The sequence below is a fragment of the Atlantibacter sp. RC6 genome (assembly GCF_014193285.1).
Classification (GTDB): Bacteria; Pseudomonadota; Gammaproteobacteria; order Enterobacterales; family Enterobacteriaceae; genus Atlantibacter.
Genome location: NZ_JACHZE010000012.1, coordinates 68,524 through 83,615, shown reverse-complemented (window position 1 = coordinate 83,615; position 15,092 = coordinate 68,524). Strand labels below are relative to the sequence as shown.

Here is a 15,092-nt window from a genome sequence, read left to right as displayed (position 1 = left end):
TATTTTTTCAATGGAGAATACTTAAATTAGCAATGGAATAATTTAATGGTGAGTGTTTTTAAAGTTTTTAATTTATATTAAGATGAGTGGCCTTTTTTATAAAAAATTTATTTAGTTAGAACAGCTTGCATAAAATTAGTGTTTTTTTTGCAAGGTGAGTGTGGTAATTATTTTTTATTAGGCTGAATTTTATTATGGAATGTAATCTTTCAACTGTATTTTTATTTCTTTGATTTGAAAGAATTCCGTAAGGGTTATATTTAGATTAATGGATGTGTTAGTAGGAGTGCTTTTAAAGTATGTTAAAAAGAACTAATTTCAGTGATATCGAGAGTTCATTTCTTGAAACTACAATACATTTATGTTGATGATTCATGTTGTCTAAATACGGATCAAAATTAAAGGGAGTTGTAATAACTAACATTAACTCCTTTTTTCTATACAAAGCTTCGCTGAAGATGCCACCTCGAGTATCCTGCTGCGCAACAACATCCTCTATCTTCAGCGGTTTATGCAAGTTTGAATCAATCCATTGAGTTATCTCATCGATGATGTCTTCTGTTCTGAACATAAATCGACGCTCACTATAAGAGGGTTGAGACACATCCTGTTCGAGATGCTAATGATTTACTTATAGATTTCAGCAACCCCGTGCAGTCGATTATTCCCCGTGGTTGACAGAATTTTGAATGATGTTGCTCCTTGCTCATCAGCCTTACGAGAGAGCGCATTCGATAAATCATCAAGCGTATAGGCATTGCTGGCTGAGACTACACCAATCTTTTCTTTCCCATCTGCATGGTTAATTTCCTGAGCGGCAGATGCGGCATTTACTGCAATAAATCCCATGACAAATGAAGTAATAAGTAGTGATTTCATATCTAATACCTCTTTTAAAATCTATGTTTGAAACTGGACTCGTATCAGGAGAACTTTCCCCCTCTGTACATTCAAATATACAGACCTTAGCTGTCATGAGGCTGACCGCTATATGATAAAATTGTCAGGGTTGTAGATTAGTTAATTTTTTGAATACAAATTCAGCTCGTTAACAATGCACCCCGGTTCTTCCCTGAGAGGCATATTGTCTATGTCTAAAACCCCATCATTTTTTTGTGGATCATCAGTCTGCAGGTCTGCAAACAGTGGGGTAAGATCCTGTGGTGCTTCACCTCGTTCAGCCACCAGCTCGAACGTTTTATTTTTTGCCTCGTCGTTGGTCAGGGCACTGACCAGAACCTCTGCGATTTGCTCACGGGATATCACACCATCTTCCGGTGTCCCTGTGTGGCGACGATCCCCCTGAAGCATAACAATTCTGTGTTCATCATCATTGTTGTAATCAAACCAGCCGGGCCTGATGATGGTATAGGGGTGACCACTGGCCCTGACCAGACGCTCGGCGCGTCTTTTCCAGTCATGAACCTCAGTGCGTTGATTCCAGGTGCTGAGCCGTTCAGTCACGCCAATCGTGGTCATCAGGCTGATGCGAACAGGCGTATCCTTGAAAATTCGTAAAATATTACGTACTCCGCCGTAATCGATTGCTCTGGCACCAATACGACCCTGACCATCGGAACCGAGCGTAAAAATGATGGCATCAATATCTTTCGGCAATTCGGTGAGTGTTTCAGGCATTGAAACATCGCCGTAAAAAACATCTGTTCCACGAGGAAGCAATTTTACTTTGCGTTTATTTCTGACCAGCGCCACAGGCTGATGGCCCATTTTAATAGCGGTATTGACGACATGAAGGCCAATACTTCCTGTCGCGCCTGCAATGAGTATTTTCATGATAAACCTTCTGATAATTCAGACTTATTTTCGATACGGTCAGAATATCAATTATCATTATTGTCAGTAATAGGGCTAAAATGATTGTGTCTATGAATACCCTTCATGAGTATGCGATGAAGGGAATGCCTCCATAAGGAAATCGCCGATGCTCAAAGAAAACTTCAACGAACTGCAAATCTTTCTTGTGGTGGCAAGGGAGCGAAGTTTTACCAAAGCAGCGGGTAAACTGGGCGTTTCTCAGTCTGCACTCAGCCACGCGATGAAGGCCCTGGAGGAAAGGTTGAATATCCGCCTTCTGACCCGCACGACCCGAAGCGTTGCCCCTACAGAGGCCGGTGAGAGAATTATTGCCTGTCTTGAACCTCGTATTGCCGATCTGGAGCAGGAGCTGGAATCGTTGGTTCAGCTGAACGGCACTGCCTCCGGCAATATCCGTTTATCTGCCGGGGAGCATGCCGTGCGAAGTCTGGTATGGCCGAAGCTAAAACCCTTCCTCAGGGAATATCCGGAAATCAATGTTGAACTGGTGGTTGATAACGGCTTTGTCGATATTGTTGAGGGGCGTTTTGACGCCGGGATCCGCCTGGGCGAAAGCGTGGATAAGGACATGATTGCGGTAAGAATTGGGCCGGACATGAGAATGGCTGTGGTAGGAGCGCCGTCTTATTTCGCTGCAAATCCTGCACCTGAAACGCCGCACGAGCTGCAAAATCATCGGTGTATCAATATGCGCCTGCCGACAGCCGGTGGGCTTTACCACTGGGAGTTTGAGAAGGAAGGGAAACCGCTACGGGTCAGAGTGGAAGGGCAGGTCACGTTTAATCTGCAGGCAGAAAGGATTGATGCGGCGTTATCTGGTTTTGGCATTGCCTGCATACCTGAAGACAGGGTGCAGGATTATATAAAGTCAGGAGAGCTTATTCAGGTTCTGCAGGACTGGTGTCCATCTTTCCCCGGATATTACCTCTACTACCCGAGCCGTAAGCAGCATCCGCCCGCTTTTGCGCTGATGATCGATGCGCTTCGCTACCAGGAATAACGGGTCCGTAGACCCGTCCGGGTATTAACGGCCTACGCGGGCCTGGTGCTCAGGAGAGTAACGTTCGCCGACGATTTTAATCGTTTCAAGCGCCTGGGTTATCTGTCGCGAGTCATCCTGAGAAAGGATGATGTCGGCGGCCCCCAGGTTTTCCTCCAGCCGGTGCAGTTTCGTGGTACCAGGGATAGGAACAATCCACGGCTTTTGTGCCAGCAGCCATGCCAGCGCGATTTGTGCAGACGTCACGCCTTTCTCTGCCGCCAGTTCACCCAGCAATGAGACCAGCTTTTCATTGGCTTCAATCGCCTGCCCGGCGAAACGCGGCACGGTGCTGCGGTAATCATCCTTGCCAAAAGTGGTTCCTGGCTTAATCGATCCCGTCAGGAATCCTTTGCCTAATGGGCTGAAGGGTACAAAACCAATACCAAGTTCCTCCAGTAACGGCAGGATCTCCTGCTCAGGCTCGCGCCACCACATTGAGTATTCGCTTTGTAGGGCCGTGACAGGTTGTACAGCATGCGCACGACGAATGGTTTGCGCACCCGCTTCGGACAGACCGAAATGTTTAACTTTGCCTTCAGCTATCAAGTCTTTTACCGTACCCGCAACATCTTCAATCGGGACATCCGGATCGACACGGTGTTGATACAGCAGGTCAATGACATCAGTCTTAAGACGGCGTAATGATCCTTCCACAGCTTCACGGATATGCTCCGGACGGCTGTTTAAAATCTGCTGCTTGTTGTCGTCGCCAAAAGTAAAACCAAACTTAGTGGCGATGACCACGCGGTCACGAAATGGTTTTAAGGCTTCGCCGACAACCTCTTCATTAAGGAAAGGGCCATACACTTCAGCGGTATCGAAAAAGGTGACGCCACGTTCAACCGCTGCGCGAATGAGCTCGATAGCCTGACGAGTATCGGTCGCCGGGCCGTAGCCGTGGCTTAAGCCCATGCAACCGAGCCCAAGCGCGGAAACTTCGAGTCGGGATTTACCCAGATAACGTTTTTGCATTGAATGAATACCTCTCTTATCGCGACTTAAACATCCAGTTTGCGGCCAGTCAGCCATTCCACCATCGCCGGGTCACGGTGGGAGAAGAAGGCGCTGGTAGCGGTATCGAGGGCGGCAATTTGCAGCATATCCTCAGCGCTGAGTTCAAAATCGAGAATATTGATGTTCTCAGCCATGCGTTCTTTGCGGACCGATTTCGCCAGTGAAACGATGCCTCGCTGGAAGATCCAACGCAGCACAACCTGGCCCACGCTTTTACCGTACTTCTGGCCAATTGCTGTTAGCACGGGATGCTGGAACAGACCATTTTTACCCTCTGCAAACGGTGCCCAGGCTTCCGGCTGAATGCCACGGCTTTGATTCCACGGAACCGCATGCAGCTGCTGGTTGAAGGGGTTTACTTCAATCTGGTTTACCGCAGGGGCCACTATGTTAAAGGCGATAAGGTCGGCCAGTCGGTCTGGATGGAAGTTGCTGACGCCAATGGCGCGAATTTTGCCTGCCTGCTGCAGTTCTTCCATAGCACGCCATGCCCCATGGACATCGCCGTAAGGCTGGTGAATCAGATACAGGTCGACGTAATCAAGTTGCAGCCGGTTCAGGGAGCGTTCGAACTGTGATTTAGCGCCTTCGTAATTGGTATCCTGTAGCCAAAGTTTGGTCGTTACAAAAAGTTCGTTACGTGCGATACCGGTCTGTTTCAGTGCGTTCCCGACCTGGGTTTCATTCTGGTAAGACGCTGCGGTATCGATCAGGCGGTATCCCGTATCGATCGCATCAATAACCGCTCTTTCGCATTCAGCGGCATCAGACATCTGAAACACACCAAAGCCCAGTAGGGGCATTTCAATACCGTTGTTCAGTTTTACAGTTTGCATGACGTTATCCTTCAGCTGTTGTGTAGGAAAAGCATAACGCAAAGTGATTTATTCGATTAGATGGGGTAATTAGCTAGGGTTTATTAGATGTGTTCATTAATTTGGAGGGGCTCAAGGTCGGCTTTGTGCCAGGAGGGGACATTACAGATATGGCCGCGCGGTGTCACTTGCGGGGGTTACATGATTTACCTGTAATCAAGTGCAATAGCAAACGGGCAAATATTCTTGAGGCTGCGGGGAAGTGCAGCCTCAGTGATATGACTGTGGAAAGCGGTTTATTATTTCTTTGCTGCTCGAATCAGGCCGTCAAGCCATTCCTGATGACCATTAAGCATTGGGTTTGGGCGGGTATTTGCCAGATCTTTTGCCGGGACTCCGTTCTGTGTTTCCTGCGTTAGGATACGGACCCTGTGACCGGAAAGATCCTCCAGTAGCCACGCATGATGGACATCGAGTCGTTGAGCGGTATCTTTTTCACCGGCCCATCCGTGCCATGCCAGACGAGCAGGTTTACCTTCAGCAGGTGGAACAAACTCCACAACCTGAGCTTCAACTGGGAAACCAAACGTGCTGAAGTAGAAGCGAACCCCATTTTCCAATTCTGGACCTTTGTTGTCATAAAAGCGCACAACGGCGGAATTTTTATAGTATTCCGGCCATAGCAATGGCTGACTCAGGAGCGGCCAGACATCATTGACGTTCAGACCTGAGATGATCATTTCATTAGAAACAAAGTTATCGGTAAAACCCGGAACAAAGCCTTCTGGCCAGTTAATCGCGTTCATAAATTTCTCCAATTGCTATAGTTGAGTGCACTGCGTGTGTCATTACGGCAGTAACGTGATGACAGTGATTATGGTGCAATGGAGTTATAAGGCGAATTGTCATTACTTATATTCTTAATAAGATAAATTATATCAGGACGCGGGATGTTGGCTTACTTCTGCGCATAAAGCACGAATCCACTGATGACTTGGGTCACGATGGGTTCGCTCATGCCAGGCCATGCTCTTGGTAAAGCCGGGTACTTTCAGGGGCAAAGGGAGAATGATGAGATCGTTGTTAGTCAGGACCATGCGGCGAGGTACAACTGCAATCATATCAGTCACTTGTAATATATCAGGTATCACCTGAAAACTATTAACTGACATGCCTACTCGTCGTGTCAGACTGAGCTTAGCCAGTGCTTCATCTGTAACACCGGTGAAGTTACCTTCTGAAGACACCAGAATATGTTCCTGTTTGCAAAATTGTTCGAGCGTCATTTCTGAACTCGCTGCCAGAGGATGATGACGTCGTGCTACGCAGACATAATCTTCTTCATAGAGCGCTCTTCCATGCAGGTCTTCGGGGGTTGTTTGCGGTGTTATCAAAGCCAGATCAACTTCACCCCGAGATAACTGCTGATACATTCGCTCATTGTCCACGGGCCGCACGGCGATTTTAATATACGGTGCACGTTGTTTTAGCTCAGCCATCAACGGAACGACAACAGCCTTAAGTGCATAGTCCGTTGCGACGATGGTATAAGTCAGTTCCACCGTCACGGGATCAAATTTCTTTGGTTTCAGCAGGATAGCGATATCGGTGAGGATTTGTTTTACCGGCGTAGAAAGTTCGTTGGCCCGCATTGTGGGGACCATACCGTGGCTGGTGCGAACAAAGAGTGGATCGTCAAAGTAATCACGCAAGCGAATAAGCATACCACTGACGGCAGGCTGCGTCAGTGAGAGGCGCTGTGCAGCCCGAGTCACGCTTCCCTCATCCAGTAATGCATCAAGGGCCTTAAGAAGGTTAAGGTCGAGGGTTCTGATATCATTTTTCATAATGAACTAGCCTGACAGATATTAAAATTTTAATTCAGGCTAAATGCTCGGGAAAAGGTTGTCTAGAAGGTTTGCGAGTGTTTTCCTTTTGGGGGAACTTCCATTTCTGGATGGTAGGCCTTGTACGGATAAGTCCGCTCTTCAACTCAAAGCAGACCTTAGAATTGAAAGCAGAGAGACTACCTGACACAATTTTGCACAGTGAAGAGTCGGTCGTTGTTAACGTTCAGATTTTCAATGTATCAATGACCATCCGCAGGGCGGGAGAGACGTTGCGATGGGGATAATAGAGAAACAATCCTTCCATTCGCAGGCTGTAACGCTGCAACACCCTGATAAGCTTACCGCGTTCTAAATCATCCGCGACCAGTTCAACAGGAACATAGGCCAATCCGAGGCCCAGTCGGGCGGCCTCTGCTTCCATATAGCTGTCGGATAAGGCCCATTGCCCTTCGGGTTGATGAGTGATTTTTTTATCATCCTGAGTGAGTTCCCACTGGTATACGCTGCCGTCGGCAAACTGATAGGCGATACAGGGATGCGTCTTTAAATCTGTCGGGGTTTGCGGAAAAGCGTAGCGACGAAAATGTTCCGGAGTCCCCACAATCGCCATCTCCATATCGGGCGTGATGCGCACCGCGACCATGCCCTGGCCGACTTCAGGCCCCAGACGGACACCAGCATCGAATCGCTCTTCGATGATATCGACGAACCGGCTCTCATTCATCAGTTCCAGTCTGATATCAGGATAGCGCTGTTTAAATACCGCCAGCTTTGGCAGCAGGCATTTATCAATCGCGTGCTGGCTGGCATTGATACGTACCGTACCGGAGGGCGTCTCTCGATAGTGCGCCAGCGTGGCAAGCCCAAGATCTAACGTATCAAATCCAGATGCCGTCTTCTGGTAGAGCTGCTCGCCTGCTTGCGTCAGCGATAGTTTACGCGTGGTGCGCACCAGCAGCTGGACGCCCAGCCTTTCTTCAAGCTCGCGAACAGAACGGCTGACTCCTGACTGAGCAAGCCCCAGCCGCTGAGCCGCTGCGGTAAAGCTGCCTTCTCGCACCACCTGCATAAACAGGTACAGCTCGTTGTAGTTCTCCCTTTTCGCCATTGAAAAATCCCCCCGGAATGACAGCAAATTCAGTATTGATTTATAACAATATGGTATCAATCTTAGCAGTAATCGCCCCCTAATCAGCACTAATTCTGCTCACTATAATGACCCCATCAAAGCAAAGCACCGCAGCGTTGTCCGTCGGAAACCTGTATCTCTCTGTTGTTTTTTATGGGGATTTTTATGAAAGCCTTCACCCGAACGCTAAAAACCGCGATGCCGGCCATGCTGTTATTCGCATCATTAAGTGGAGTCACGACAATGAGTTATGCTGATTCAACCAATCCTAATGCCCCTGTGTCCATGACAGATAAATGGGATAAAACGTTCGCCGAGAGCCAGAAAGTCGAACATCGTAAAGTCTCGTTCCCGAACCGATATGGCATCACCTTAGTGGGCGATCTTTACCTGCCTAAAGACCGTGGCGATCGCAAGCTGGCGGCGATTGCGGTCAGTGGGCCATTTGGCGCGGTGAAAGAGCAATCCAGCGGCCTGTATGCGCAGACGCTGGCGGAACAAGGGTTTGTTACCCTGGCGTTCGATCCTTCTTACACCGGGGAAAGCGGCGGCTATCCGCGAAACGTCGCCTCACCGGATATCAACACTGAAGATTTCAGCGCGGCGGTGGATTTCTTAGGGCTGCAAAAAGAGGTGGATCGCAACCGTATCGGGCTGCTCGGTATTTGTGGCTGGGGCGGCATGGCGCTGAACGATGCCGCGATGGATACCCGCGTTAAAGCGGTGGCTACCAGCGTGATGTACGACATGAGCCGGGCGATGGGCCATGGTGTGGGGGATGGCAAAGACCGTTATTCCACCGCCGACCGTCGTGCTGTTCTGCAATATCTGAATGAACAGCGCTGGAAGGATGCGCAGAGCGGCACGTTCGCACACGGTGCTCATGATATTAGCGTCGACAGCAACGGCAAGGTCAGCGCGGGCGAGCGCGTTCTGCCAGAAACGCTGCCAGCAAATCCACATCCGGTACTGAAAGAGTTCTTTGACTACTATCGCATGCCGCGCGGCTTCCACGAACGTTCCGTTAACTCGACCGGGGCGTGGACGGCAACGATGCCGATATCATTTATGAATATGCCGCTGCTGAGCTACGCCAGTGAAATCACCATCCCGACGCTGATTGTGACTGGTGAAAAAGCGCATTCACGCTATTTTGCTGAAGATGCTTACAAGGCGGTCGGTAGTAAAGACAAAGAGCTGGTGGTGGTGCCTGGGGCAAATCACGTGGATCTGTACGATAACGTGGCCGGAAAAATACCTTTCGCGAAATTCGAACAATTTTTCCAGACCAAACTGAAATAAACCCTCTCCTGAATTGATGCAAAGCCACCGGCCTCTGGCTGGTGGCTTTTATCCTGGCCTTCGTGAAATTTCACTATGTCGACGCTAAACCAAACACCATCACCTCATCATCAGCGCGCATACTGGGGCGGTATTTTTGCCATGACCCTGTGCGTGTTTGTGCTGATTGCTTCTGAATTTATGCCCGTCAGCCTGCTCACGCCGATTGCCCGCGATTTAGGCGTGACGGAGGGTTTGGCTGGGCAGGGGATTGCTATCTCCGGCGCACTGGCGGTTCTGACCAGCCTGACGCTTTCAACGCTAGCAGGAAAGATGAATCGTAAATTCCTGCTGCTGGGAATGACGGTTCTGATGGCCGTATCGGGGCTTATTATTGCGCTGGCTTCCAGTTATCTGATGTATATGATCGGTCGCGCGATGATCGGTATGGCGATTGGCGGATTCTGGTCGATGTCTGCGGCAACGGCGATTCGTCTGGTGCCGCAGCAACAGGTCACGCGTGCGCTGGCGATTTTCAATGCCGGTAATGCGCTGGCGACGGTCGTGGCCGCGCCGCTGGGAAGCTATCTGGGTGCCACGGTCGGATGGCGAGGCGCTTTCTTGTGCCTGGTGCCCATCGCGGTGGTCGCCTTTATCTGGCAGTGCATCAGCCTGCCCAGTATGGATGCGAATAAAAGCCGCACGTCACCTGGCGATGTATTCCGCATACTTAGCCGCCGCGTGGTTGCGGTTGGCATGCTGGCCTGCGGCCTGTTTTTCATGGGCCAGTTTACGCTATTTACCTATGTGCGCCCGTTCCTGGAGACCGTGACGCGGGTTGATTCCTCAGGCTTGTCGTTGATTTTGCTGATTATCGGCGTAGCCGGTTTTATCGGCACGCTGGTTGTTTCGACATTCCTCAACAGAAAATTCTACCCTACGCTGATGGCCATACCTGGGTTGATGGCCGTCATTGCCATCGGCCTGATGCTGACCGGGCATCTGGTCTGGACGGTTTCGTTGCTGTTAGGGCTCTGGGGCATGCTGGCCACCGCTGCGCCAACCGGATGGTGGACATGGATTGCGCGTACGTTGCCTGATAACGCAGAAGCCGGAGGCGGGCTCATGGTCGCGGTGATTCAGCTCTCCATCGCCCTTGGATCAACGGCAGGAGGCATCGTGTTTGACCACCTCGGTTGGCAGAGCACGTTTGCCATGAGTAGCGTGCTGCTCCTTTGCGCGGGCGTACTGACCTTTTTTACCGCACGCCAGAAGGCCGGTGCGCGTTAATCCGGCGAGGGCCCGCGCTCCAGAAAAGTGGAAAGCGCAATATAGCTGCGTACGGAACGTACGCCCTCAAGGCTCTGAATCTCCATCAGGAAATTTTCCAGCGATTCGGTATCGGCGGCGCGTACTTTGATAAAGACGCAGCCGTCGCCGGCAACGGTATGCAATTCTTCCACCTCCTTGCGGCTGGTGAACTGCAAAAGGGCGCGCGTCGCCTGATAGCTACTGGTGTCGATAACCAGAAACGTTAACAGCGTCCGTCCCAGCTTGCAGCCATCCAGGACCGCCACGGTACCCTTGATCACCCCATCGCGCTTCAGTCGTTTTACGCGATCGTGAACCGCCGGGGCTGATAAGTTCACAATCTCACTCAATTCCGTGTAGCTGCGTCCTGCATCCTCTGCCAGGGCACTTAATATTTTTCGGTCAATGGCATCCAATTCCGCCGGTTTATGTCTTGTCTGCCGAATACCATCTTTTTCTTTATCAAATGCGCTCATAGGGCTTCTCAATCTGAATGAAAATATGAATATACTTAATTCTACCTAATATTATTAAGCCATAAAACGAATAATGGAGTTGCAATGCCTATCGCACTTTTCGCCCTCGCCGTGGGCGCATTTGGTATCGGCCTGACGGAATTTGTCATCGCCGGGATCCTGCCACAAATCGCAGCAGAATTTAGCGTCAGTATCCCGAAGGCGGGAATGATGGCGACGTCATACGCGCTGGGCGTATTTATTGGTGCACCGCTGTTAACGATTATTGGCGCGAGGATCCCCCGCAAGGCCATGCTGATTACGCTGGCGGGTATTTTTACGGTCGGTAATATCATTACGGCCATCGCGCCGACGATGGTGATAGCAATTGTCGGTCGTATTATTACCTCTTTTAATCACGGTGCCTTTTTTGGTATCGGCTCGATTATTGCCGCATCGCTGGTGGCACCCGGACGCCAGGCAAGCGCCATTGCCTTTATGTTTTCGGGGCTGACGTTAGCCAATCTGCTTGGCGTTCCGGTGGGTACGTGGCTTGCGCAAACCTTTAGCTGGCGGCTGGTATTCTGGATCATTGCTGGTATTGGGGTGCTGACGATGGCAAGCATAGCCGTGCTGGTTCCGCATATTGCGAAAGGCAAAGCTATTGCTTTACGCAACGAACTGAGAGCCTTTGTTGACCCGCAGGTGCTGCTGGTCATGGGGATCACGATTTTCGGTCCGGCCGCCTTTTTCACCTCGATTACCTATATTGCGCCAATGATGGTGCAGGAGGCCGGTTTCTCCTCAGGCGGCGTGGCAGGGTTAATGGTGCTGTTTGGTCTGGGACTTGCTGTCGGTAACTGGATTGGTGGACGCTTCGCTGACCGCTCTCTGTTTGGCACGCTGTTCGTTACCCTCGCGGCTCAGGGGTTGGTGCTGCTGGTCTTCTGGGCGGGTGTTGAAAGCCAGTGGGTTGCCGGCATCTCAGTCTTCCTGATGGCGGCCTTCGGCTTCGCGACGGTCTCACCGATTCAGAAACTGGTTATGGAGCGCGCCAGCCATGCGGGAGCCCCGACAATGGCGGCCTCGGTCAATATCGGCATGTTTAATCTGGGAAATGCGCTGGGGGCATGGGCCGGTGGGGTAACCATTGCTGCGGGTTTTGGACTGGCTTCTCCGAACTGGGCGGGCGCAATTCTGTCCTTCATTGCGTTGGGCCTCGCTGTTCTTGCATGGCAAAGTGCGCGTAAAGGTTATATTTTGCCGGTACTTGAATAAGTTACACAAGGCGATGAGCGCCCACTATGTGTTGGGCGCTCTTTTAAATGATTTAGGTGATTTTCTAAAACGGCTACTGCAAATTTTTCTCTTTCAAGAATTTACTCACCAAATCAGCAATCTGCACATTATTTAAATCAGAGAACGGGAAGTGGGTATTCCCTTTGATTCCCACTTCAGGCAGATGCGTCACCGTCACATCCCCGCCATGCTTATTCACCACGTCACGCCACTCACGAGCCATCGCCAGGCGTACGCGCCAGCTGTCCTGCGCGGGCATGGCAACCGGTTTATCCGGTATGTTATCGCCGTAAATAATCAGAATCGGGATTTTGGTCAGTGCCATAAACTGCTCCATTGGCACAGGCTCACCCTTCAGCGTGTCAAACGCGCTTGGCATAGGGGCAGGGAGTTCTTTTTCCGGGAAGACAAAGCTGCTGCCTGGCTCGAAGGCGACAATGGCTTTGACCTTGTCATTTTTCATCGCCGTGTACCAGCCTGGTCCGCCACCCTGAGAGTGGGTGAAGAGGATAGCTGGGCCGGATTTATTCACGACGGCGGACATCGCATCAGAGATGACATTGATATCAAACGGCCCGGTGTTCGGGGTCATCTGACGGAAATACTGGTTCAACGCTTCTTTGTCGTGAGAAAACTGAACACCTTTAAAATACTCTGGCCACACGCCAACTCGGAACTGGTTAAACCACATTTGTTCATCCGGTTTAGGCGTAACAGTACCTTCTACCGTCGTGCGCCCGGCGCTGCCCCGACGTGGCTGATCGACAAGATAGGTTGAGAATCCGCGCCGCAGGAAGATGTTCTGGAACCCTTCGCGGCCATCCGGGGTACTTTCCCAGGTACGGGAGAACTGACCTGCGCCGTGCAGCATGACGATAGGGTATTTATGCGGATTCTCCGGGATTTGGTAGAACACTGAGGCATGATCGCCATGATAGGTTTGGCCAGCTGAATCCAGCGGCTTTTTTGCATCAAATGTTCCTGGTGCGGTGATGATAGTGCCACCAGCAGAAAAGCTTCCTTGTTCCTGAATGACCAGCGGCTCGGCATAGACCGACTGAGCCACCAGGCCGCCCGCCATTACGCAGATGGTCAGCGTTTTTAAGATTGTCTTCAAGATTACATCCTCTGTTATGTTTGCCGCTCAATAATATCTGAGTTGTCCGCGTTAATTATTTAGCACCCCTGATTGCCCTTATTTGGCAGACTCATGAATGCGGACGATTAACTGCGTATTGTCTCTAACCAGCTGGTGACCGTTTCAGTGGTTCTTCGCTCCTGGTCGCATTCAATGACCAGCGGTTTTTCCCGACGTGCAGTCGGGGCAAGACGGGTAAGGATGTCGTCGCTGTCTCCTTTACCGTAGCCACCGTGAGTAATGAAGGGGATGATTAACTTGCCCGCAAGGTTGTGGCTGCTGAGAAATGTTTGCACTACAGGCGGCACGCTGGTCCCCCAGATCGGAAAGCCTAAATACAGGGTCTCGTAGCGTGAGATATCTGCGACGCTATTTTTCAATGCGGGTGTTACTCCCCGCTCACGCTCATTTTTCGCCTGTTCAACGGTCTGAAAATAGTCTTCCGGATAAGGCGTAGCCGGTTCGATTTCAAACAGATCGGTATTCAGGCTGCGGTGAATGACGCCCGCAATCACCTGTGTATTTCCGCTGCGGGAAAAGTACGCCACCAGAACACGGCTTTTACCCTGCACGTTTGCGGTTCCGGTCGCAGCTGAGGCAAAAGAAACGTTCGCCAGCGTCAGCCCGGCAAGTGTGGTGATTAACATTCTGCGGTTGGGATCATGCTCCATAATCCACTCCTAATTGTTTGCGAGCGCCTGCTGCAGCGCCTTTTCAGCTCGCGTTGCTGCATCACTTTCGCCATGTTCACGCAGAACCTGTGCCAGCTGGCGCAGCTGCGACGCCGTCAGGCCGACCCGCATGCTTGCTCGCGTATGCGACAGCAGTTGTGATTCGACGCCCGGCGTGGCCGCTAATGCGCCAACCGTTGCCAGCTCGCGGCTTTGCCAGTCGAGGTTATCACGGGCGAAAATGTCGCCGAAAAGGTGCGTTTGCAGGAACTGGTTAATCACCGGGGCAAAATCAAACAGTGGGCCCTGGACGGGAGCGCCTGAGATTTTTGTCTGGTTTGCGGTACCGACACGGCGAAGCTCATCCCCGACAGGGATCGGGGCAATCGGTTCTTTACCCTCAACGTCTTTGATACCACGTTGTTTACGTGCTTCGACGACCTTCATCAGTTCACTAAGCGCATTCAGGCTACGGGGGAAGCCCGTATAGGCATAAAGCTGGACGAGAATCTCTTTGGTTTCGTTTATCGTGAGCCCTGCGTCAAGACCCTGATTCAGGGCTGCATTCAGCTTATCCATCTGGCTGCTGGCCATCGATGCCGCAATCAACGGGATGGCCTGTTGGCGGGCTGACAGCGTATCTGAAACCGTTTGTTCGTGGTTCATTTCTGAGGCTCCTTTATTGACGGACGCAGCATGTGCCGCGAGACCAAAACCAAAGGTCAGCAGTACCGCTGCCGCTAATGTTTTAATGGGCGTGGTATTGTTCATCTGTCACTCTCTCCATCCAGTTAACGCTTTTGCCATCCACAATCCCAGTTATCGCCAGATGCGTCATCGCGCTGCCGGGGGCCGCCCCGTGCCAGTGTTTGACGCCCGCCGGGCAAGAGACAACGTCACCGGCGCGGATAACCTGCACCGGCTGGCCTTCTTGCTGGGTGAGCCCAACACCCGAGGTCACAATCAGCCGCTGACCTGCCGGATGCGTATGCCAGGCGGAACGAGCGCCGGGTTCAAACGTGACATAAGCCCCGGAAACAGGGATGTCGTTATCCGGTTTGAAGAGAGGATCAACCCTGACACGACCGGTAAAGTTCTCGGCTGGCCCGAACACCGCATTCTGACTTCCTGCGGGGGCGATATGGACAGCGGGATTTTGTTCCGCTGCCCAGGATGAAAATGTGAAGAAGGGCAGTAACAGCCCGAGGTAACGTAAATGTCCGATCATGCAAAGCGTCCTTATCAATGAAG

The 15,092-nt window shown here is 51.1% G+C and carries 17 protein-coding genes; 4 read left to right on the top strand and 13 right to left on the bottom strand.

Features of this window, described 5'->3' with window-relative positions:
- Positions 1-292: 292 nt before the first annotated feature.
- From FHW74_RS22940 to FHW74_RS20505, 3 genes are all read right to left on the bottom strand, one after another.
- Entirely contained in the window at positions 293-604 is a 312-nt protein-coding gene (locus FHW74_RS22940; protein WP_255459957.1) for a hypothetical protein, read from the bottom strand.
- A 23-nt stretch (positions 605-627) separates the two neighbouring features.
- Positions 628-879: a DUF1471 domain-containing protein gene (locus FHW74_RS20510; RefSeq protein WP_058668610.1), complete on the bottom strand. Its 252-nt coding sequence runs from the start codon at positions 877-879 to the stop codon at positions 628-630.
- 141 nt (positions 880-1,020) lie between these two features.
- The gene (locus FHW74_RS20505; RefSeq protein WP_058668611.1) at positions 1,021-1,794 is read right to left on the bottom strand and encodes an SDR family oxidoreductase; all 774 of its coding nucleotides are present in this window, start codon (positions 1,792-1,794) and stop codon (positions 1,021-1,023) included.
- 148 nt (positions 1,795-1,942) lie between these two features.
- Here FHW74_RS20505 and FHW74_RS20500 point away from each other — a divergent pair, with 148 nt between their 5' ends.
- Entirely contained in the window at positions 1,943-2,836 is an 894-nt protein-coding gene (locus FHW74_RS20500; protein ID WP_016243455.1) for a LysR family transcriptional regulator, read from the top strand.
- A 24-nt stretch (positions 2,837-2,860) separates the two neighbouring features.
- Here FHW74_RS20500 and FHW74_RS20495 read toward each other — a convergent pair whose 3' ends face one another.
- The 5 genes from FHW74_RS20495 to FHW74_RS20475 all read right to left on the bottom strand — a co-directional run bounded on the left by FHW74_RS20495 (position 2,861) and on the right by FHW74_RS20475 (position 7,665).
- Complete coding sequence (locus tag FHW74_RS20495) at positions 2,861-3,850, bottom strand: aldo/keto reductase (protein ID WP_183172167.1); 990 nt, start codon at positions 3,848-3,850, stop codon at positions 2,861-2,863.
- Between the two features lie 26 nt (positions 3,851-3,876).
- Positions 3,877-4,728: an aldo/keto reductase gene (locus FHW74_RS20490; RefSeq protein ID WP_183172166.1), complete on the bottom strand. Its 852-nt coding sequence runs from the start codon at positions 4,726-4,728 to the stop codon at positions 3,877-3,879.
- A 278-nt stretch (positions 4,729-5,006) separates the two neighbouring features.
- The gene (locus tag FHW74_RS20485) at positions 5,007-5,513 is read right to left on the bottom strand and encodes an SRPBCC domain-containing protein (protein WP_183172165.1); all 507 of its coding nucleotides are present in this window, start codon (positions 5,511-5,513) and stop codon (positions 5,007-5,009) included.
- A gap of 132 nt (positions 5,514-5,645) precedes the next feature.
- Complete coding sequence (locus FHW74_RS20480; RefSeq protein ID WP_103770800.1) at positions 5,646-6,554, bottom strand: LysR family transcriptional regulator; 909 nt, start codon at positions 6,552-6,554, stop codon at positions 5,646-5,648.
- Positions 6,555-6,780: 226 nt separating this feature from the next.
- Positions 6,781-7,665, bottom strand: a complete 885-nt coding sequence (locus FHW74_RS20475; protein WP_100730053.1) for a LysR family transcriptional regulator — start codon at positions 7,663-7,665, stop codon at positions 6,781-6,783.
- Positions 7,666-7,929: 264 nt separating this feature from the next.
- Here FHW74_RS20475 and FHW74_RS20470 point away from each other — a divergent pair, with 264 nt between their 5' ends.
- Positions 7,930-8,988 carry an alpha/beta hydrolase gene (locus FHW74_RS20470; protein WP_133123798.1) on the top strand — a complete coding sequence of 353 codons (1,059 nt, stop codon included), beginning with the start codon at positions 7,930-7,932 and terminating at the stop codon, positions 8,986-8,988.
- Between the two features lie 141 nt (positions 8,989-9,129).
- A complete protein-coding gene (locus tag FHW74_RS20465) occupies positions 9,130-10,257 on the top strand; it encodes an MFS transporter (RefSeq protein ID WP_128347774.1) in 1,128 nt (375 codons plus the stop codon).
- Here FHW74_RS20465 and FHW74_RS20460 read toward each other — a convergent pair.
- Positions 10,254-10,754, bottom strand: a complete 501-nt coding sequence (locus FHW74_RS20460) for an Lrp/AsnC family transcriptional regulator (protein ID WP_087050470.1) — start codon at positions 10,752-10,754, stop codon at positions 10,254-10,256. The genes FHW74_RS20465 and FHW74_RS20460 overlap by 4 nt on opposite strands.
- An 84-nt stretch (positions 10,755-10,838) precedes the next feature.
- Between FHW74_RS20460 and FHW74_RS20455 the strand changes: the two genes are divergently transcribed.
- The gene (locus FHW74_RS20455) at positions 10,839-12,011 is read left to right on the top strand and encodes an MFS transporter (RefSeq protein WP_183172164.1); all 1,173 of its coding nucleotides are present in this window, start codon (positions 10,839-10,841) and stop codon (positions 12,009-12,011) included.
- 73 nt (positions 12,012-12,084) lie between these two features.
- On the opposite strand, the gene FHW74_RS20450 is transcribed toward FHW74_RS20455, so the two are convergent.
- The 4 genes from FHW74_RS20450 to FHW74_RS20435 form a co-directional block, all read right to left on the bottom strand.
- Positions 12,085-13,149, bottom strand: a complete 1,065-nt coding sequence (locus tag FHW74_RS20450) for an alpha/beta fold hydrolase (RefSeq protein ID WP_183172163.1) — start codon at positions 13,147-13,149, stop codon at positions 12,085-12,087.
- Between the two features lie 107 nt (positions 13,150-13,256).
- Positions 13,257-13,841: a flavodoxin gene (locus FHW74_RS20445; protein WP_183172162.1), complete on the bottom strand. Its 585-nt coding sequence runs from the start codon at positions 13,839-13,841 to the stop codon at positions 13,257-13,259.
- A 9-nt stretch (positions 13,842-13,850) separates the two neighbouring features.
- Complete coding sequence (locus tag FHW74_RS20440; RefSeq protein WP_183172161.1) at positions 13,851-14,612, bottom strand: carboxymuconolactone decarboxylase family protein; 762 nt, start codon at positions 14,610-14,612, stop codon at positions 13,851-13,853.
- The gene (locus FHW74_RS20435; RefSeq protein ID WP_183172160.1) at positions 14,590-15,069 is read right to left on the bottom strand and encodes a cupin domain-containing protein; all 480 of its coding nucleotides are present in this window, start codon (positions 15,067-15,069) and stop codon (positions 14,590-14,592) included. The genes FHW74_RS20440 and FHW74_RS20435 overlap by 23 nt, the downstream gene beginning before the upstream one ends.
- Between the last annotated feature and the right edge of the window lie 23 nt (positions 15,070-15,092).

Bases quoted from the DNA above. Each gene is read 5' to 3' on its own strand.
- FHW74_RS20510 (WP_058668610.1), bottom strand. From the start codon at position 879: ATGAAATCACTACTTATTACTTCATTTGTCATGGGATTTATTGCAGTA.
- FHW74_RS20505 (WP_058668611.1), bottom strand. From the start codon at position 1,794: ATGAAAATACTCATTGCAGGCGCGACAGGAAGTATTGGCCTTCATGTC.
- FHW74_RS20500 (WP_016243455.1), top strand. From the start codon at position 1,943: ATGCTCAAAGAAAACTTCAACGAACTGCAAATCTTTCTTGTGGTGGCA.
- FHW74_RS20495 (WP_183172167.1), bottom strand. From the start codon at position 3,850: ATGCAAAAACGTTATCTGGGTAAATCCCGACTCGAAGTTTCCGCGCTT.
- FHW74_RS20490 (WP_183172166.1), bottom strand. From the start codon at position 4,728: ATGCAAACTGTAAAACTGAACAACGGTATTGAAATGCCCCTACTGGGC.
- FHW74_RS20485 (WP_183172165.1), bottom strand. From the start codon at position 5,513: ATGAACGCGATTAACTGGCCAGAAGGCTTTGTTCCGGGTTTTACCGAT.
- FHW74_RS20480 (WP_103770800.1), bottom strand. From the start codon at position 6,554: ATGAAAAATGATATCAGAACCCTCGACCTTAACCTTCTTAAGGCCCTT.
- FHW74_RS20475 (WP_100730053.1), bottom strand. From the start codon at position 7,665: ATGGCGAAAAGGGAGAACTACAACGAGCTGTACCTGTTTATGCAGGTG.
- FHW74_RS20470 (WP_133123798.1), top strand. From the start codon at position 7,930: ATGAGTTATGCTGATTCAACCAATCCTAATGCCCCTGTGTCCATGACA.
- FHW74_RS20465 (WP_128347774.1), top strand. From the start codon at position 9,130: ATGACCCTGTGCGTGTTTGTGCTGATTGCTTCTGAATTTATGCCCGTC.
- FHW74_RS20460 (WP_087050470.1), bottom strand. From the start codon at position 10,754: ATGAGCGCATTTGATAAAGAAAAAGATGGTATTCGGCAGACAAGACAT.
- FHW74_RS20455 (WP_183172164.1), top strand. From the start codon at position 10,839: ATGCCTATCGCACTTTTCGCCCTCGCCGTGGGCGCATTTGGTATCGGC.
- FHW74_RS20445 (WP_183172162.1), bottom strand. From the start codon at position 13,841: ATGGAGCATGATCCCAACCGCAGAATGTTAATCACCACACTTGCCGGG.
- FHW74_RS20440 (WP_183172161.1), bottom strand. From the start codon at position 14,612: ATGAACAATACCACGCCCATTAAAACATTAGCGGCAGCGGTACTGCTG.
- FHW74_RS20435 (WP_183172160.1), bottom strand. From the start codon at position 15,069: ATGATCGGACATTTACGTTACCTCGGGCTGTTACTGCCCTTCTTCACA.